Here is an 18,429-nt window from a genome sequence, read left to right as displayed (position 1 = left end):
GGCGTGGCAGGGTGCTGCCTGTGCCGCGAAAGCCGTCGGGATGCGGCAGGACGAAGTCCCCGGGGCTCCTGCGAGGAGCGGTCCGAGATGGAGATCACATGAGCCGTGCCTATCGGCTGTCGTGGAGTGCGGTGACGCTGCTCTTGCTGACCTGGGGGTTGGCAGGCTGCAAGCGTGAGGCGAATGAGAGCGACCCCGACGCGAAGATGCTCGCGGTCATCGGCACTCGTTGCGCGGCTCCGAGCGATTGTGGCCCAGGCCTGGTGTGCGCCGGCGGGACGAACTTCGCTCACACGGATGGGGGCTCGACCTGTGAGCTTGCCTGCGACCCGAGAGGAAATGACTCGTGTCCTGAAGGATGGAGTTGCGTCATCTCCAGCGATGGCCCTGGCTCCACTCTTCCAGGACATTGCCGAGATATTCGTCCGTGAAGTTGCACATGTGAGGGACTCGATTCGCGAGGTCTGGGGTGGGTTCAGTCCCCGCGTCCAGTGAGTCGTTGTTCCAGGAGGGCGTCGCCAGCCAGTTGTGCGTACCGGTGAAGGCGCTGCATGATTGCAATGTTGGTTCGTCTATCACGAATCAACCAAGCAACAGCGTCCGTCAGCGACTCATGTGCGAGGTCATTCTCGACGGCCAGTGCCAGCAGTGCATAAGCCAAGGTTCGTGCGGCGTCGGGGTCACCATGGCCAAGGGCGATTCGGATCTCACGGGCGAGCGACTGCACTCCTTGGCGAGGCTCGACCATCGCTTGATGAATCAGTTCACGAACGTCCAGGGTCATGGGTCGCTCAATCCTATGGGAGGGCTCCAGGCTACTTTGCCCCTGGGACGCCTGCGAAGAAGGATGGTTGCTGGGGCGCAGGAGGAGACTGAGGCATCGCCGGTCCCGAGGCCTGGTGGGGCAGCGGGGTCAGTGCTCGCAGGTGCTCTGTTCATGGTTCCAGGCGCCACCCGAGTCGAGGCACGTGTCGATGCGCCACCACCGCCCGCAATACGGCACTCCGAGCGACACAGTCAGCCCCAGGAGCACAGCCATGGTGGCATATCGCCAACGGGTCGCGAGCCAATCACCGAGGGTTCGTGGGTTCATGATCGTCAGGTGCTTCGAGATAGGGAAAGGGCATTGGAGCGAGGACTGGGGCTTGTCGCAAGCCTTTGGCTCTAGTTTGCGAACACTCCCCTAGCGCATGTTCAACGCGGCGTTCAGGGCCGCCGCCGCCGCGCAGGCCCAGCGCCGGCCGATGGCGACATAGCCTGGCGCGTGGATGAAGGGCGGAAGATCCTCCTGGGACCTGCGGTCGACGTCCATGTTCAGGGGCCAGGCGTCCTGCGAGGCTCTCGCCAGTCGCACCGCCCGCCACGACGCGCCCGCGGCCTCCAGGACACTCAGATAATCGTCCCGCACCAGCCAGCGTGCGGCATTCTCCAGGATGACGGGCCGCATCGCCCTCGTCGCCGGTTGGACGGGGTGCCACTGCTTGGCCCGCCGGCGATATTCCTTCAACTCCTCCTGGCGCAGCGCGATGAGCCTCTCCCGAAAGGAGTCCTCCGTGTCCTCCAGGAGCTCCAACGTGGTGCGCCCTTGCTTCGCGTAGAACATGTCCGTCGCGTCATCCGCTCGGGCCCTGGCTTCCACGAACGCGACATAGTCCCGGGTGGCCGCAAGCAGCTCCCGCTCCGCCTCTTCCAGAGGGGTGATCGTCGCCGGCCGCGACTCCTCAGGCACCTCGACGAAGCACTCCTCATAGGGTCCGCTCAGGCCTCGCGGGTCGAGGCTCGAATGCTTGTAGCGGTACCAGGCGACGCGATCCGGGAAGACGAGGGCGAACTCCGGCAACGGGGGCTGCCGGGGTGGCGGCGTGTGGAGCGCCCAGTCACCGGGATCGACGGTGCACAGCGTCCGGATCGCTTGCAGGCCCCGCACCCGCTGGAGATCCAGCCATGCATAGAACGAGGGCTCGAAATCCCCATCGCAGGCGAAGCCGCGAAAGACGTCCCCCTCCCTCTTCGTCACGCCCACCCACGGGTCGTCGAGCACTGCCGCTCGCAGGTCGCGCCCCCCGAGCCGCGCATTGCCGACGATGACGGCCTGCCATGCATAGAGATGGACCGAAACGAGCATCCCCCTACCTTCCCGAGCCCGCACGCCGGTGACAAGCCCCCACGCGTCGTACGGTTCCGGTAGTCGCGGAGGTCACTGTCGCGTGAGAAGGTTCAGGTGGCGCCCCGCCCCCACGGCCCAGCGCGCCGGGCGGCGGCAGGTCCATCTTCACCAGGTCCATGGATACAGGACCGCTGACGCGGTTCATGCGGATTCCCTTCCTCCGTTGCTCATTTGTGCCGCGCGTTGCTCGAGTTGAGTCAACACCAGATGTGCGGACGCCACGTTGGTCGCGCACGGCGTATTGTGCACTTCGCAGGCGCGGACCAGGGCGTTGATGTCCGGTTCGTGCGACTGCGGTGTCATCGGGTCGCGCAGGAAGATCAAGCAGTCGATCTCACCCTCCACCAACAGCGAGCCGATCTGCAAGTCGCCGCCAAAGGGGCCGGAGTGCTTGCGGTCCACTTCCAGCCCCAGTTCGTTGGTCAGGCGGCTGCCGGTGGTGCCGGTGGCGGTCAGCGTGCAGGTTGAGAGGAAGGCTTTGTATTCAGCGGCCAGGGCGAGCATGTCGTCTTTTTTCGTGTCGTGAGCAATCAATGCAATGCGGAGTTTCATTCGGGATTCCCTAGGTTTCTAGACGGCCGATAGAGTCAGGCCCGCACGAGGGCGATGTTGAATATCCCCGCGATACCCAGAACCTACCCACCATCCATCTCGGCTCAACCCCTAACATCGTCCTCCGCGAATTCGCGAGTTATCACCCGCTCCTCTCGCACAAAAAAGACATCGACACTGTCCCTCCGGACAATGGGCCTCATGTTCACGAAGACAGCGGATATGCGGGATAGACGCCCTGTTGAAGGGGGAAGGTGGAGCGGGGTTGAGGAAGTCCCCTGAGTGATGCTCCCGGCCGGCGTGAGCGGGCTGACCTGCGGGGCCGCATGTCCCCCCAGTGAGCCCCGCAAACGGGGACGAGAGCGGGGCAAGACGGGACGGGCGGCACAACGAACCGACGTGAGCCCAAGGCGATGGTGGATAACGCGCGCATGCCCGGATCGAGCATCCTCGGCCCATCGCTGAAATGCCTGAGGGGTCGAAGGGTACGCGCTTCGATGCACTCACCTCGCGAAGCAACGGGCACGGCCGTATGTGAAAGGCCCGTCGAGTTGGCCTCCGCGGAGGCGGTGACGGTGGCTCGCATCAAGCAGGACGAGGAAGCCTCGCGTGTCGTCACATTGACTCGGCGATTCTGTGAAGTCGCGCGCTCGCGAGGCGCTTCACAGGGCGCAAGACCCACGAGGTCTTGCAGGCCCTGTGAAGGTTTCACCATTACGCTCCAGGCCCGCTACCGTCTTCGGGGTACCTCGGTCAGTTGAGCCACTTGCTCGAGGGAGCGAGCTTCACGATCGCGGCCTCGATCTCGCCATCCAGGTCGCTGCGCAGTTGTTCCCGATCAGCATCCACGGTGGCGGTCGTGGTCGTCTCGGTGACCGTGGTGCGGTTGCGGTTACCCACCCGTCGAGTGCTCACGCTCTTCGTGGTGTTGCTCACCTGGTCGCGGCGGCCTTCGCTGGTGAACGAGATCGGGAAGCCTCCGATGGGCTTTCCGTCGGCGAGGTCGAAGGCGACGACGTCGCCCTCGAAGGAGCGCCCCTTCACCTCGCGGGTGCGCAGCACGAAGACGTACGCGAGGTTGGCGCAGGCATCGAGGTACTCGATGGCGACGTTGGCGTGCACGTTGGCGGCGGTCTGCATGCCGTAGGTGCCCTTGGAGAGGAGCTGGCCGCAGGCCTGAATCAGCCCCGCCTGCCTCACCCGCATCTTGTAGTGCGGAGGCTCGTCCTTGAAAACCGAGAGGTCGTCGAGGTCCTCGGCGTAGACCACGGTGCCGGTGCGCAGCGGCGTGGTCGTGAGGAAGGCCATGACGAGGGGCGCCGCGCCGAGCGTGAGCGAGCCCTCCTTCACCGGCGGCAGCGCCCGCGCCTGGTCCGCGATGGATGTCACCTTGGCGAGCTTTGGGGCCACGGCCATGCGGCGCTGCTCGATGGCCTTTTTGGCCTCACCGCCGCAACCCGCGGCCAGGACCGCCGCCAACAAGAGTGCTCTCTTCGTCACGCTCAATCTCCTGTCTGCTGCACCGCGGGACCGGCGGGATGTCGGATGAGCAAGATGACCTCGCTGGTGCGCGACCTTGAAGATCCGCGTTCCACGACGCATGGCTCATGCGACAACTATAGGCAGCCCCGCCGCCGCTCGGATAGGGCTCCAGGAACACAAACCAGCCCGTTGTCTTCTTGTCTCGTGCAGCGTCCTGGACTCCTTCCCGCCGCCGACCTCGCCCCGCTACGAGAAGCCGTTCCGCCACCCCCTGGCGAAGCAGGGACCGTCCGCCGCGTCCGCTCCACTCCAGCACTCTCCTGTTCCTCGAATGAAATTCGCTTCGAGGCAGCTTTCGGAGACGTGAGCCCAGGCTCGGCGTTCAGATGGAGGCCGACGGAGCATATCGAATGGACGCACGGTCTAAATCATGGCGACGTCATGGTTCGACGTTGCTTGCGTGGAACGTGTTTCTCTCGGTGCGGTGGAGGTCAAGGGTTAGGATGGCCTCTCACGAGAAGCCCCAGGGAATGGAGCGGAAATGTCTGTCCGGAGAAGCCTCATTCACGGCGCATGGGCGGTGATGCTCATCTCGGGTTCTGCCCTGGCCGAGGACGCTTCAGGAAAGAGTTGCGTGCCCGTCCACGTGGCGGGTCGTGTCCTGACAGAAGTCTGCTCGGAACCATGGGGAAGCGCGGCCGGGACTCCCCCCACGGGAACAGCGGTGCTGGCGGGGCGGTCAGGGAGTGTCTGGCTCGAGTTTCTCTCGGTCGGGCAACTCGCTCTGATGTTCTGGGGCCGTGCTGAGTCCAGCGCTTCGTGCGAATCGCGGTCCGAGGTGCTTGCTCATCTGCGGCGTGAGACGGGTGTTGTCCTGAAGGGCCCCCGCATCGAGCATTGGGGTAACTGGCCCAACTTCTCCTGGAGGGAGTGCCATGACGGTGCTGTGGCTGGAGACAGATTGAGCGTTTGCTGCGAGCGGAGGGCTGGCGCCAGCAAACGTGGCGTCGTCACGCTCCAGGTCTTACTGCGGACCCGCCACCATGAGCGATGGATGGAAACTCAGCCTCAATCCCAGGGGGAGCAGGTCATCCCTTGAGTGTCATGACCAGGGGGAGGACCGTGATTGGGGACATGAAGATTCTTCAGGGCATGGGACTTCTCCTCGTGCTGGCTCTATGGGGGTGTTCACACTCGGTGGTGCCCCGCGATGTCGCGCATGCCAGGAAGATATCTGAGTGCCTTGTGTCTGCTGGCCGTGAGGAACTTCTCGACCCGAATGATAATTGGGAGCTCTCGCCTGAATGCCGCGAGACATGGTGGGCCGCCGCCGCGGAGATCGAGGAACTCTCAACCTGTCAGGTCGATGACGACTGCTCGCTCGTTGCGTTGCAGCCTGTTCCGTATGATGCGTGTTGGCTGGTCGGTTCGAAGAAGGTGGTGAATGAGGAACTGCCACGTATCAGCCATCTCGTACACGCTGCTTGTGGCTACTACTGCGTCATGTGCTCGGACTCGCCTCGAGTTCGCTGTGTCGCAGGGAGGTGCAGGGCACCGGGATACCCTCGGATACCCGTCCCCTCTGAGACGGAATGTGATGCGCCGCCTCCCTGATTCGTTGGCGGGTACAAGGCCCCCACTCCTCAGCGGGGATGGAGCCGAGGCGGTGAGTCGTGCGGTCCATGGACCCCTTGGCTCGGCGGAGCGGGGCGCCCTGCCCTGAGTCGCCTCCTCTGGCAAGCCCTCGTTGCCGACCCCGGATTCCTGGACTTACCCCGCTCCCACCTCCATTGACCCGTGCTATGACAGTTGCCGGACATGGAAGGTCGCCTGCTGTTGAAAAACTGCGCTGTGTTCCGGGCGGATGGCCGGGTCAGGCGCGGTATGGCCGTGGTCGTCGAGGGTGGTGTCATCCGCCGCGTCGCTCCGGACGCGCAGGTGCCTGTCCTTCCAGGTGACTGGGAAGTGGCCTGTCGAGGCCGCCTGGTCGCCCCCGGACTGGTGGACAGCCACTCGCACCTCGTCAACGGCCAGCTCCTTCCGCCCAATGGCCAGTTCCTCCTCCTGCCTCCTCGCGAGCGACTGGAGCGCATGCGCCGCGTGGCCCGCCTCGTCTCCTCCGAGGACATCGAGGCCCTCACCCGCTTCGCGGCCGCCCGCGCGCTTCGCGATGGTGTCACCCTCGTCGTGGAACACCTCGCCTGCGCCGACGTGGCCGGAGGGCTCACCGCCCAGGCCCGCGCGGCCGAGAGCGTCGGCCTCCGACTGGTGACGAGCCACGCCACCCACAGCATGGATGGCGCCGCTCAGGCTGACGCCTGGCTCGACGCCAACGCGGACTTCGCCCGCCGCTACGCGAAGCACCCCCTGGTGCGCGGGGCACTCGGCTTCCACGCCTCGTATACCTGCGAGGATTCGCTCCTCTCGCGCATCTCCCGCCTCAGCGCGGAGCTCGAAGTCCCCACCGTCTTCCACCTCGCGGAGAACGAGGACGACCTCAGCACCACCTACGCTCGTCACGGTCAGCGGGTGGTGCCCCGGCTCGACGCGCTGGGCCTGCTGGGTCCTCGCGCCATCGCCGGCTACGCACGGGCGCTGGACAGCTCCGAGGCCGCGCGCCTGGAGCAGACTGAAACCTTCGTCTCGCTCGCGGCCCGTGGCGTGCGGACCCTGGAGCGCGGCACGGACCCGATGGAGGCCATCCTCCTGCGGCTGCACCTGCTTGGCCTGGGCACGGGGGGGCACGGCACTCTTCAGGACGAGCTGCTCGCGGCCCTCGTGGGCGTGCTGCGCATCTCCCGCGCCGGGCACCTGCCGGACGTGGACAGCACCCTCGCGCACCTGCTCGTCAGCGGCCCCGCGGAGCTGTGTACCCGCCTGTTCGGCCTGCCCTCGGGCACCGTGGAGGAGGGCAGCCTCGCGGACCTCGTCGTCTACGACTCCGTGCCCGCGGCCGACCCCGAGACGGGCTACTCGCCGTATCTCATCGGCCAGCTCGCCCGCTCGCCCGCGGCCTGGACCATCGTCGATGGACGCGTCCGCGTGCGCGAAGGCCAGCTGTTGGGCTCCGACTACGTGGACCTCTCCCGCGCCGCCACCGAGGCGCTCGAGCGCGTCTGGTCTCGCGCCCGACTGGGAAGCTGATACAGGGAGGGCCCATGCCCACCCTCGTGGACACGCTTCGGACCGCGCACGCCCGGCGCGGCCCCCTGTTGACCGACGCTCGCACCACCGCCTTCCGCGTCCTCCACGGCGAGGCCGATGGCGTCCCCGACGTGACGGCGGACCGCTTCGGTGGCCTGTATGTCCTCAGCCTCTACCGCGACTTCTCTCCCACGGAGGAAGAAGCGCTGCTCGACGCCGCGATGACGGCGTGGGCGCCGACGAGCCTGTATCTCAAGCGCCGTCCCCGCGAGGCGCGGGTCCTCGCCAACGTGGCGAAGGAGACGCTGGCCCCGGAGACCTCCGCCCGGGGCGAGCCGGTGGAGTCCCTCACGGCCCTGGAGAATGGCCTGTCCTTCCTCATCCGCCCCGGACAGGGCCTCTCGGTGGGGCTGTATCTGGACATGCGCGACACTCGCGCGTGGCTCTTGAAAGAGGCGCGCGGCCTCACCGTGCTCAACCTCTTCGCCTACACCTGTGCATTCGGAGTGGTGGCGAAAGCGGGCGGCGCGAAGCGGGCGCTCAACCTGGACGCGAGTCGCCGCGTACTGGAGTGGGGTGAGGAGAACGCCCAGCTCAATGGCCAGCCCGTGGACCGCTATGACTACGTGGCCGGTGATGTCTTCGACTGGCTCAAGCGTCTGGCGAAGAAGGGCGAGACGTTCGACCTCGTCATCGCGGACCCTCCGTCGTTCTCCAACACGAAGGAGGCCCGCTTCTCCGCCGCCCGTGACTATGCCCGGCTGGCCGAGGCCACCGCGCGCGTCGTCGCCCCCGGGGGACGGCTGGTCGCCTGCTGCAACCACGCGGGCCTGCCCGCCCGGCGCTTCGAGGCCATGGTGTCCGAGGGCCTCTCCCTCGCGGGGCGGCAGGGCAGGGCGGTGGATTCCTCGGGTCCTTCTTCCCTCGACTTTCCGAGCCCTCCTGGCCAGGAGCCGGCCTTGAAGGTCCACGTCGTCCAACTTCGTTAGCACCAGGGCCCCTGGCGCGGGTAAGGTCAGGACGCCATGTCTCCCGCCGCACCGCAGCAGCGCGAAACCGGTCGCTTCGGCAAGTACCGGCTCATCGACCGCATCGCCGTCGGAGGGATGGCGGAGATCTTCCTCGCGCACCAGGAAGGCGAGGACGGCCGCGAGTCGCCCGTCGTCATCAAGCGCATCCGCCCGCACCTCTCCAAGCACGCGGCCTTCGTGAAGATGTTCCTCAACGAAGCCCGGCTCGCCTCCCAGCTCAACCACCCCAACGTGGTGCAGATTCACGACCTGGGGAAGATCGCGGAGAGCTACTTCATCGCGATGGAGTACGTGGCCGGGCGGGACATGCGCCGCGTCGTCCCCAAGGCGGAGGCGCTCGGGATTCCCTTCCCGCTGGTCTACGCGGTGAAGATTGCTTCGTGTGTCTGCGCGGGCCTGCACCACGCGCACACGAAGGCGGACCTGTACGACAGCCCGCTCAACATCGTCCACCGGGATGTGTCGCCGGAGAACATCGTCGTCGCCTTCGACGGCTCGGTGAAGATTCTCGACTTCGGCATCGCCAAGGCCGCCAACCAGGTGGGCCAGACGCGCACGGGCGAAATCAAGGGCAAGCTCAGCTACATGAGCCCGGAGCAGTGTCTGGGCAAGGCGCTGGACTGCCGCAGCGACGTGTTCTCGCTCGGCGTGGTGCTCTACGAGTGGCTCACGGGCTTCAAGCTCTTCACGGGCGAGTCCGAGGTCGCCGTGATGCGCAGTATCACCGAGGGGAAGATCTACGCGCCCTCGTACTTCCGCGAGGACCTGCCCGAGCGCGTGGAAGTCATCCTGATGAAGGCGCTGGAGCGAGACCGCGACAGGCGCTACCAGACGGCGGCGGAGATGCAGAAGGACCTGGACGCGTTCCTGGACGCGTACGACTTCACGCCCACGCCGCTGCACCTGGCCAACTTCATCAAGCAGCTCTTCGAGGAGGAACTCCAGGAGGAGCAGCGCCGGCTGCGCAGCCGCAACGCCACCGCGCCCACCGCCGAGGAGGCGCTGGAGCTGTCAGAGGTCGTGGCATCCCTGGACCCCGGGATTCCTCCGGCCCCGGTGTCCGAGCCACCTCCCGCCGTCACCGCGCCGCTCACCATCCCCCCGGGCATTGCCGCCCTGGCGCCGGGGGGGCCCGACGAGCGCACCGAGCCGCGCATGCTGGTCGTGCCCCTCTCCATGGAGGTGCTGGAGGCGGTGGAGGCGGTGGCCCGGCGCAACGGTGTCCCCGCGGGGCGCATGGTGGCGGAGCTCCTCGAGTCCTGGCTCAAGTACCGCTGACATGCCTCGGCTGAAGCTGACGCTCGAATACGAGGGCACTCGCTACGTGGGCTGGCAGGTGCAGCCCAATGGGCGCTCGCTCCAGGCGGTGATGGAGGAGGCGCTGTCGCGGCTCTTGAGCGAGCCCGTGTCCGTCCGGTCCGCCGGGCGCACGGACTCTGGCGTCCACGCCACGGGGCAGGTGATCTGCTTCGACACCGAGCGGGTGCTGCCCATGAAGGCGTACGTCATGGGGCTCAACGGCCTGCTGCCGCACGACGTGGCGGTGGTGGACGCGGTGGAGGCCCCCGAGGGGTTCGACCCGCGCCGCTGGTCCCGAGGCAAACGCTACCGTTACCGTCTGAACAATCGCCGCACGCGCTCCCCGCTGCACCGCACGACGCACTGGGAGGTCTTCGCGCCGCTGGATGTCGAGGCGATGCGCAGGGCGTCCGCGCATCTGCTGGGCCGGCATGACTTCTCCGCGTTCCGGGCCGCGGACTGCCAGGCGAAGCACGCGGTTCGCGAGGTGCGGAAAATCACGGTGGAGGGGGAGGCCGGGGGCGCCATCTCCATCGTGGTGGAGGGCACGGCCTTCTTGAAGCACATGGTGCGAAACCTCGTGGGGACGCTGGTGGACGTGGGCAAGGGGAAGCGGCCCGAGGCGTGGGTGGCGGAGGTGCTGGCCTCGCGCAACCGGAAGCTCGCGGGACAGACGGCTCCGCCCCAGGGGCTGGTGCTGGAGCAGGTCTTCTACGCGGATGGCCCGCCTCCTCGGACTCCGGGGGGGGAAGCGGACGTGGACGAGGACGAGGGCTGAACTGGGGTAGGCTGCCTGCCCGTGAGCCCCAAGCCGAGTGTCCTCGAGCCGCTGCGTGTTCGAATCCGCCGTTTCCAGTTCATCGTTGGACTGGGTTTCATCTCGCTTGTCCTGGGCTCGGCCCTCAGCGTGTCGTTGACGCTGCGGCTGAATCTGCGCGTGCAGGCGCTGCCCTTCCACTCGTTGAAGGTGCTGGTGGCGGTGCTGCTGGAGAACGTGTGGTTGGTCGGCGTGCTGCCGGTGCTCTGCTACGGCGCGGGCCGGGTGATGGAGCTGAAGCCCTGGCAGACGGCGGCTGGCGCGGCCGTGTCCGGCGCGGTCTTCGTGCTCGCGCTGGGCTACGTCCAGGGCGGCGTGGACTCATTGTGGCTGGGTGGGCTGGGCTCGGTGCTGAACGTCGCGGTGTTCGGGGCGGGCATCGTTGTCAGTGCGCGCGCGCTGAAGGCCGGAAGGGCCGCCGCCGCGCAGCAATCCGAGAAGACCCAATCCAAGGCCGAGGAGCGCAAGTCCGAGTACGACGAGTTCCTCCGAGCGGCGGAGCAGGGCGGCGCGAGGCTGGAGCAGCGCGAGGCCGAGTCAGCCGCCGGGGCTCGAGTCGATACATCCGCCGAGGCGCCTGGCGCATCCGCGAGCGTCGCGGGACATGTCGAGACGTCGAGTCCCGCTCCGGGCGAATCCGCTGCGAGCGCCGAGGGACGCGTGGACACGTCGATTCAAAACCCGATGTCGTCCGCATCAGGGGCCGAAGCACGGGTGGACCCATCGGTCGATGGTTCGTCATCGAGCGCCGAGGGACGTGTGGACACGTCCGTGTCCGCGGTGGAGTCCCTCGGAGCCGCGACCGCGAGCGCGGTGCAAGCGGTTCCCTCCGAGGTGGAGCGTCCGGACCCGGTGATTCGCCTGCCCGAGCAGTCGCTCTCCGAGGCGCCGCCCGCGACTTCGGATACCTCCAAGACGCCAGCGGCCTGACGGCCCGTAGCGCCCTCGTCACGGGAGCCCGTGAAGGCCGCCCGTGACGCGAGGACCGCCTGACGTCAGGTCCCGACGGCCCCGGCGGGCGTGGCGGGCACCGACGTGTGGATCTCCGCGGCGTCGGCATGGGCGATGCGCTCATCCAGCTCCGCGGTGAGTCGCTCGAAGGCCTCCTTGCCAATGGCGGCGGACTGGTACGCCTTGAGCAGCGACTCCTTCTCCACGATGAGCATGCGGCGGACGGCCTCCTGGTGCTCCTCCTCGTGGAAGCGCATCGACTGCTGCTTGAGCTGCGCCAGCTCCGTCTCCGTCACGCGCTCCTTCTCCTGGTAGTCCTTCTCCAACTGGGTCAGCACGTCGGCGGGAATCTCACGCGTGCGACGCAGGGCCTCGAGCGCGGCCATCGCGGCGTGGATGGCGCCCAGCCGGCCGCGCGCCAGTTCGTACTGCTCCTGGTACGCGTCCTTCAGGCCGGTGATGCCCAGCTTGCGCAGGAGCGGCGCCATGGAGAGGCCCTGGAAGACGATGGACAGCACCACCACGCCGAACGTCATGTTCACCAGGAGCTCGCGGTGGTCGAAGTCCGCCGGAAGACTGAGCACCAGCACCATGGAGATGGCGCCGCGCAGGCCGCTCCAGGTGAGCACCGCGCTCCAGGACCAGGGCATGCGCTCCGACGTGAGCCTCAGCAGCGCGGACACGCCGTACACCACCACCGCCCGTCCAACGATGACCGCCACGTAGGCCGCCAGAATCGGCTTCCACGACGCCAGCAGCGACGACAGGTTCACCTCCAGGCCGATGAGGAGGAACACCACCGAGTTGAGCGCGAAGGACCAGTACTCCCAGAAGCTCTCCACCGCGACGCGCGTGGTGGGGCTCATGCCCTCGTGCGTGGCCCAGTTGCCGCAGAGCATGCCGGCCACCACCGTCGCGATGACGCCCGAGTAGTGGAAGTTCTCCGCGATGACGAACGAGCCGTACGCCGCGATGACGGTGCAGGTGATTTCCACCATCGCGTCATCCACACGCTTGATGACCCGCGCCGCCGCATACCCCACCGCGCTGCCCACCAGCACGCCCATGCCCGCGACCTTGATGAAGTCCATCACCGCGCCGCCCACGGTGAACTGGCCTCCCATCGCCACTCCCACCACCAGCGTGAAGAGCACCACGGCGGTGCCGTCGTTGAGCAGGCTCTCTCCCTCCACCAGGATGAGCAGGCGCTTGGGTGCGCCGAGCGTCTTGAACAACCCCACCACGGCAATCGGGTCCGTCGAGACGATGACCGCCGCGAACACCATCGCCGGAATCATCCCGAAGCCGCTCACCACGTTCATTCCCTCGACCCACTCCGAGAGGATGAGCGCCGTCAGGCCCGCCGAGGCCGCCACGCCCGGAATCGCCATGGCGTGGATGGTCAGCTTGTTCTTCCAGAACTTGCGGAACTCGACGTGGAACGCAGCCTCGAACAAGAGGCCTGGCAGGATGATGGCGAAGAGCAGTTCCTTGGTGAGATGCGGCGGCTCGAAGAGATGCACCGCACCCAACGTCAGCCCCGCCACCACCAGGGCCACCGTGTAGGGAATCTTGAAGTACCGCGCCGCGATGGCCACCGCGGTCGCGACTGCGAAGATGAGGACGAAGGCCAATTCGAAGTGCATCGTTCCTTGCCTGTTTTGACGTCAAACCTTTGCGCACCATAACCCAGGAGCGCGTCGCGAAGGTTGCTCCTGGGCGGGGCCGGCGTGGCGGGTGCCTGGCTACCCGGCCCCCAGCAGGGGCTCGAAGAGGGCACGAGGGTCCAACCCCGGAGGCAGGCCGGAGACGCCGCCGTCATTCACCTCGACGACGGCCCAGCCGCCGTCCTCCAGCATGGCGACGTCGAGGGAGAAGAAGGGCGAGTCGATGCGGCGGCCCAGGGGCTCGAAGGCGGTGAAGTCCGGAACCTCGACGTCGAACTCGTGGTACGGCTCGGCCGCGAGCAGGCGGCCGTGTCCGAAGAAGAGGCGGAACTCCAGGTGCGCGGGGCCGGTGGGCATCCTGCCGTAGACCTTGAGGGGCAGGTACTTCCGGACGACGAGTCCCCGCTCGAAGCGTTCACCACGCTCCTCCACGAGGTTGGCGCACGTTCGCTCGAAGTCCTCGCGCGTGGCGCCAGCCGGGACGAAGCAGGCCTCCTCCCAGCGCTCCTTGGCGGACTTCACATGGTCCTTGAGGATGTACGGAGGAGGCCCGAGCTCCTGGGCGGCGCGCCAGGCCTCCTGGGCGTCCGTGTCTTCGGTCCAGACTGAGCGCGCGGTGTAGCGGGCGAGGCGGGGGTACCAGTTCGGCAGGTACATTGCGGCGGCGTACTGCGTGGGGGTGGTCAGCAGCCGGTGGCCGCGCTCGGAGAGGGCCTCGTCGAGCGCGCCGTACTCCTCTTCTGTGAGCATCCACCCCCGGTAGAGCAGCCGGAGTGTTCCATGTTCCGGTACCGCGTCGAGCGCGCGCTCCAGGTTGCCATGGAGGAGGGCGGCCAGGTCCACCTGATACGTGTCGAGGCCCAGGGACTCCGCGGCTTCGGCCTCCACGTCGAAGGTGTCGTACTGAGAGGGATTGCGACCGAAGACGAGGGCACTTGCAGGACGGGAGCGTCGAGGCATGGGCACCGCTTTCGTGGAGGGCGCACGGCGGGGATTGCCGGGCGGGCCTCCTCCGACGCGAACTCGAGCGCGGCCTGACGTGCTCCCGGCGGGACGCTCGCCCGAGAATGGGCGGTGCCTGGGAGGAAGTGGGGGCGTTGAGTGAAACAGACGCGAGCCCCAGGTGGTGTCTGACAGCGCTGATTGCGGGCAACGTCATCGCCCGCACTCCCGGCGCGGCGTTGGTGTACCCGTACCCTCAGGTTCAATTGCTGACGTCATTCCCAGCCGCCAGAGTGGCGCCGGGCTGGATGACAGTCATTGGGAGGGCGTCTGCCTTCGCGTGGGTGTCTTGGCCGGCCTGAACCCAGTCATTGGAGACATCATGAAAATGGACGATATGGTTGCCGGTGGAAACGTGCGTCGTCTCGGGAGCGTGCTGCTGAGAGGTGCGTTCCTGGCGGTGCTGGCCTCTCCGGTGGGCTCGGCCCTCGCTGTCGAGCCGGTGAGTGTCATCTGTGAGTTGGGGACGTCCACCCGGACCTTCTCGCCAGCGGCGACGATGAATCCGCAGAACATCAACGTGTCGACGGCCTCGGCCTTCAGCAACTGCCTGACGGTGCTCGGACAGGTGGTCCTCAACGGCAGCGTATCGACGGGCCCCAACCTCCAGACGGGGCTGACGTGTTCGAGCCCGCTGACGACGGGGGCCGGCGAGGCCACCATCACCTGGAACACCGGAGAGACGTCCCGGTTCGACTACACCTCGGTCGAGGTCGGCGTCGTGGGCCTGACGACGGTGGTGACCTATGCGGGCACGGTGCTGCACGGGAAGTACTACGGCTCCACCGCGACCTGGTCGATTGTCTACACGACGGCGCTGTTGAACCTGGCCTGCCTGAACCCCGCGGGTGTGTCCTCGCTGGGGGGCATCGCTCAGCTCACCATCACCCGCGTCCTCTAGCCCTCGCGGCGAAGCAGGCCGTGGGCCACCGCGCCCGCTCCGAGGCCACCGGAGCGGGCGCGGCGTCGTTCACGGGTAGCAGGCGGCCTGACGCAGCCCGGTGTCCTCGGGAAAGCCGAGGGACACGTTGAAGTTCTGCACGGCCTGGCCGGCCATGCCCTTCACCAGGTTGTCCAGCGCGGCCATGACGGCCACGGAGCGGCCCTTCGTCGCCACGGAGATGTCGCAGAAGTTGCTGCCGGTGACGGCGGCGACGCGCGGAGTGCCCTCGACGATGCGGACGAACTTGGAGCCCTCGTAATAGCGGCGGAACTTGTCCGTCAGCGACTGCGTCACCACCGCGCCGCCGTGCTCGGGCCACTCGAACTGCACGGTGGCGAAGATGCCGCGCACCATGGGCGCCGAGTGCGGCACGAAGGCCAGCCGGTGGCGCTGCGCGCCGTGGGCCACCAACATGACCTCGACTTCGGCCTCGTGCTGGTGCTCCAGCGGCTTGTACGCGCGGAAGTCGTGCGCGCGCGTCGGGTGGTGCGTGCCCTCGCCCGGCAGCGAGCCGGAGCCGGAGGAGCCCGTCACACCGGAGACGGCCAGCAGGCCCAGGCCTGGCGTGGACGCGATGGGCAAGAGCGCCAACTGCACCGCGGTGGCGAAGCAGCCGGGGTTGGCGATGCGCCTGGCGCCCTTGATCTCCTCGCGCTTCCACTCGGTGAGGCCGTAGGTGAAGGTGCCCAGCAGGTCCGGCGCGGGGTGCGGCTTGCCATAGGCGCCCGCGTACCGTCCTGGGTGGTCCAACCGGAAGTCGGAGGACAGGTCCACGAGCAGGAGGCGGTCGGCGAGCCCCACCTCGGCCCACTTCTTCTCCAGGCCGAGGAACTGCGTGGCCAGCTCACCGTGACCCAGCGCGCTGAACAGCACGGGCTGCTGCGAGTCCGCGAGCCAGCGCCAGTCCGGCTCCGCCTCGAACTTCGCGTCGACCAGGCCGCGCAGATGCGGATGCACCTTGTGGACGGGCTCGCCCGCGTGGTGCCGGGACACGACGCGGATGCCGGCCACGGCCGGGTGCCCGGAGAGAATCCGCAACAGCTCGCCTCCGCCGAAACCGGAGGCCCCCAGGATGTAGATATGCGCCCGCGTCATGACTTCCTCCCCGCGCCCAGCTTCGGCGAGAGCTTCTCCAGGATGAGACCACCCAGCGCCGCCGGGTCCGCGCGAGCGTTTCGCGCCGGCACGCCCACGACCTGCTCCACGAAGCGCACGCCCACCGCGTTGTCCGTGGCCGGACCGGCCAGCACGTCCACGTCGATGCCGTACGTCTCCTTCAGGTGCCGCACGCCGCCGGCCGCGCCCACCGGGTCGTTGGCGCACATCACCCACGCGCCCGCGAGGGCCTTGAGCTCCGGGTCCGCCAGAATCGCCTGGACGCCGTACTCACCCATGATGCCGTCGCCCGTCTCCGCGACGATGACGTCCACGTCGGACACCGCCAGCTCGGAGAACAGCACCCTGGCCACGCGCGCCGCCGTGCGCGGCCCCGTGCAGACGATGCCCGCATCCGTGAAGTCCATCACCACGTCCGCGCCGGAGTCCTGCATGCTCAGCGTGTCACGCATCAGCGACACGCCCGTGAGCTTCGCGCCGCCCACGCGGTAGCCCGCCTGCGCAAGCCTGCGCACCATGGCGCTGGCGGCGAACGTCTTGCCCGCGTTCATGCACGTGCCCACCACGTAGACGACGGGGCACTTCACTGCCACGTTCGTGCCCTTGAGCGCGCCGGACATCACGTGCGCCGGCTGCCCGTTGCGCGACATCAGCTCCGGGAACTCGAGCACCTGGCCCAGCACTTCCGCCTCGAAGGGCATGCCCACGCCGGGGTTGTGCGACGTGCACTTGCCGATGACGCCGCCCATGTTCAGCACGTGCAGCCGCTGACCCACGGTGACGGACTCCGGCACCACGCCCTCGTAGCCGTGCAGCGCGTTGCGGTGCCCCAGGGCGCCCACCATGATGTCGCCCGCGTGCAGCGTGACGAGGCGCCCGTGGACGTCCTCGAGCTGGTTGTAGACCGTCTTCTCCCCGTGGATGCGGATGGCGATGACGGCGCCTTCCTCGGCCTTGACCTCGGGCGTGAGGTGCACGGTGCGCCCCAGGCCCAGGTTGCGGGTGACGCTTCCCACCTTGTCGACGAAGACCTTCATGTCAGCCTCCCTTCGCCCGGTGCGAGAGCATCTGCGCGACGCCGTACAGCTTGGCGAAGCCAGCGGCCTCCGAGCCCGTCCACAACACGTTCGCTTCCCCGTACGTCGCCACCTTCGCGTCCATCAACGAATAGGGCGAGCGCACGCCTTCCACCACGATGGAGCGAGGGTGCAACACGAGCCGCACCTCGCCCGTCACCCGGTCCTGCGAGGAGGTGAGGAACGCCTCCAGGTCCTTCACGAGCGGGTCGAAGAAGTGCCCCTCGTGCAGCAGCGAGCCGTAGAGGTTGCCCACGGTCTCCTTCCAGAACAGCTGCTTGCCGGACAGCACCAGCTTCTCCAGCTCGCGGTGCGAGGTGATGAGCAGGTGCGCGGCCGGCGCCTCGAAGCCCACGCGGCCCTTGATGCCGAGGATGGTGTCGCCCAGGTGGATGCCCCGGCCGATGCCGTACTGGCGCCCCAGCACGTTGAGCGCCTCCACCAGCTCCACCGGCCCCAGCGCCTTGCCGTCCAGCGACGCGGGGATGCCCTGCTCGAAGCCCACCGTCAGGGGACGAGGCTTCAAGTCGGTGGGAATCTCCCCGGAGGGGAAGGCCGCCTCGGGCAGCGCGCTCCATGAGTTGAGCGTCTCGCTGCCGCCCACGGACGTGCCCCACATGCCCTCGTTGACGGAGTAGGAGCCCAGCTTCGGCGGCATGTGGATGCCGCGCTCGGCCAGGAAGGACAGCTCTTCCTTGCGGCTCAGGCCCAGCGTGCGGATGGGGGTGAGCAGCTCCAAATCACCGGCCAGCGAGCGGAACGCCACGTCGAAGCGCACCTGGTCATTGCCCGCGCCGGTGCTGCCGTGCGCCAGCGACTGCACGCCCTTCTCGCGCGCCACGCGGACGACCTCCACCGCCTGGCACGCCCGCTCCGCGGACACGCTCAGGGGGTAGAGCTGCCCGCGCAGCACGTTGCCGGCGATGAGGTAGCGCAGGTAGCCCTGGAAGAGGGTGCCGCGCGCGTCCACCTTGATGTGCTCCACGGCGCCCAGCTTCGCGGACAGGGCCGCGATGCTCGCGAGCTGCTCGGGCGGGAAGCCGCCCGTGTCCACCGTGACGGTGGTGACGGCGTAGCCCTGCTCGCGCAGGTACACCGTGCAGAAAGCGGTATCGAGTCCGCCGGAGAAGGCCAGCACCACGTTCTTCTTGCTCATGTCGTCACTCCTCACGGGGAAGGCGT

The 18,429-nt window shown here is 67.7% G+C and carries 15 protein-coding genes; 6 read left to right on the top strand and 9 right to left on the bottom strand.

Features of this window, described 5'->3' with window-relative positions; translation table 11 throughout:
• Window positions 1–475 precede the first annotated feature (475 nt).
• From HUA76_RS15100 to HUA76_RS15085, 4 genes are all read right to left on the bottom strand, one after another.
• On the bottom strand, window positions 476–784 hold the full coding sequence (locus tag HUA76_RS15100; RefSeq protein ID WP_174461275.1) for a hypothetical protein: 309 nt from the start codon (window positions 782–784) through the stop codon (window positions 476–478).
• Between the two features lie 399 nt (window positions 785–1,183).
• The gene (locus HUA76_RS15095) at window positions 1,184–2,125 is read right to left on the bottom strand and encodes a hypothetical protein (protein ID WP_174461274.1); all 942 of its coding nucleotides are present in this window, start codon (window positions 2,123–2,125) and stop codon (window positions 1,184–1,186) included.
• 183 nt (window positions 2,126–2,308) lie between these two features.
• On the bottom strand, window positions 2,309–2,719 hold the full coding sequence (locus tag HUA76_RS15090) for a methylglyoxal synthase (RefSeq protein WP_174461273.1): 411 nt from the start codon (window positions 2,717–2,719) through the stop codon (window positions 2,309–2,311).
• Between the two features lie 753 nt (window positions 2,720–3,472).
• Window positions 3,473–4,198, bottom strand: coding sequence for a hypothetical protein (locus tag HUA76_RS15085; protein ID WP_174461272.1), 726 nt, complete (start codon window positions 4,196–4,198; stop codon window positions 3,473–3,475).
• A gap of 1,821 nt (window positions 4,199–6,019) precedes the next feature.
• On the opposite strand from HUA76_RS15085, the gene HUA76_RS15080 reads away from it, so the two are divergent.
• The 5 genes from HUA76_RS15080 to HUA76_RS15060 are packed head-to-tail and all read left to right on the top strand — an operon-like array spanning window position 6,020 to window position 11,422.
• Complete coding sequence (locus HUA76_RS15080) at window positions 6,020–7,345, top strand: amidohydrolase family protein (protein ID WP_141643562.1); 1,326 nt, start codon at window positions 6,020–6,022, stop codon at window positions 7,343–7,345.
• A gap of 14 nt (window positions 7,346–7,359) precedes the next feature.
• Entirely contained in the window at window positions 7,360–8,334 is a 975-nt protein-coding gene (locus HUA76_RS15075) for a class I SAM-dependent rRNA methyltransferase (RefSeq protein WP_174453456.1), read from the top strand.
• A 36-nt stretch (window positions 8,335–8,370) separates the two neighbouring features.
• The gene (locus HUA76_RS15070; protein ID WP_174453457.1) at window positions 8,371–9,654 is read left to right on the top strand and encodes a serine/threonine-protein kinase; all 1,284 of its coding nucleotides are present in this window, start codon (window positions 8,371–8,373) and stop codon (window positions 9,652–9,654) included.
• A 1-nt stretch (window position 9,655) separates the two neighbouring features.
• Complete coding sequence (gene truA / locus HUA76_RS15065) at window positions 9,656–10,453, top strand: tRNA pseudouridine(38-40) synthase TruA (protein WP_141643559.1); 798 nt, start codon at window positions 9,656–9,658, stop codon at window positions 10,451–10,453.
• Window positions 10,454–10,474: 21 nt separating this feature from the next.
• A complete protein-coding gene (locus tag HUA76_RS15060) occupies window positions 10,475–11,422 on the top strand; it encodes a hypothetical protein (protein WP_174461271.1) in 948 nt (315 codons plus the stop codon).
• A 65-nt stretch (window positions 11,423–11,487) separates the two neighbouring features.
• Here the strand turns inward: HUA76_RS15060 and HUA76_RS15055 are convergent, their stop codons facing one another.
• Together HUA76_RS15055 and HUA76_RS15050 are read right to left on the bottom strand one after the other, a co-directional pair.
• A complete protein-coding gene (locus tag HUA76_RS15055) occupies window positions 11,488–13,089 on the bottom strand; it encodes a Na+/H+ antiporter (protein ID WP_141643558.1) in 1,602 nt (533 codons plus the stop codon).
• A gap of 99 nt (window positions 13,090–13,188) precedes the next feature.
• Window positions 13,189–14,070 carry an ATP-grasp domain-containing protein gene (locus tag HUA76_RS15050; protein ID WP_174461270.1) on the bottom strand — a complete coding sequence of 294 codons (882 nt, stop codon included), beginning with the start codon at window positions 14,068–14,070 and terminating at the stop codon, window positions 13,189–13,191.
• Window positions 14,071–14,434: 364 nt separating this feature from the next.
• On the opposite strand from HUA76_RS15050, the gene HUA76_RS15045 reads away from it, so the two are divergent.
• Window positions 14,435–15,013 (top strand): hypothetical protein, encoded by a 579-nt coding sequence (locus HUA76_RS15045; RefSeq protein ID WP_174453460.1) that lies wholly within the window; start codon window positions 14,435–14,437, stop codon window positions 15,011–15,013.
• Between the two features lie 69 nt (window positions 15,014–15,082).
• Here the strand turns inward: HUA76_RS15045 and argC are convergent, their stop codons facing one another.
• Genes argC through argG form a run of 3 tightly spaced genes read right to left on the bottom strand, consistent with a single transcriptional unit; the run spans window position 15,083 to window position 18,403 of the window.
• Window positions 15,083–16,150 carry an N-acetyl-gamma-glutamyl-phosphate reductase gene (argC, locus tag HUA76_RS15040; RefSeq protein WP_141643555.1) on the bottom strand — a complete coding sequence of 356 codons (1,068 nt, stop codon included), beginning with the start codon at window positions 16,148–16,150 and terminating at the stop codon, window positions 15,083–15,085.
• Window positions 16,147–17,208 (bottom strand): hypothetical protein, encoded by a 1,062-nt coding sequence (locus HUA76_RS15035; RefSeq protein ID WP_141643554.1) that lies wholly within the window; start codon window positions 17,206–17,208, stop codon window positions 16,147–16,149. Before HUA76_RS15035 ends, argC begins: the two co-directional genes overlap by 4 nt.
• Before the next feature lies 1 nt (window position 17,209).
• Complete coding sequence (gene argG, locus HUA76_RS15030; protein ID WP_141643553.1) at window positions 17,210–18,403, bottom strand: argininosuccinate synthase; 1,194 nt, start codon at window positions 18,401–18,403, stop codon at window positions 17,210–17,212.
• Between the last annotated feature and the right edge of the window lie 26 nt (window positions 18,404–18,429).

The organism is Myxococcus sp. CA056 (genome assembly GCF_013336715.1).
GTDB classification, from domain to species: Bacteria; Myxococcota; Myxococcia; order Myxococcales; family Myxococcaceae; genus Myxococcus; species Myxococcus llanfairpwllgwyngyllgogerychwyrndrobwllllantysiliogogogochensis.
The sequence above is the reverse complement of the archived record's forward strand: the minus strand, read 5'-3'. Positions and strand labels throughout refer to the sequence as shown.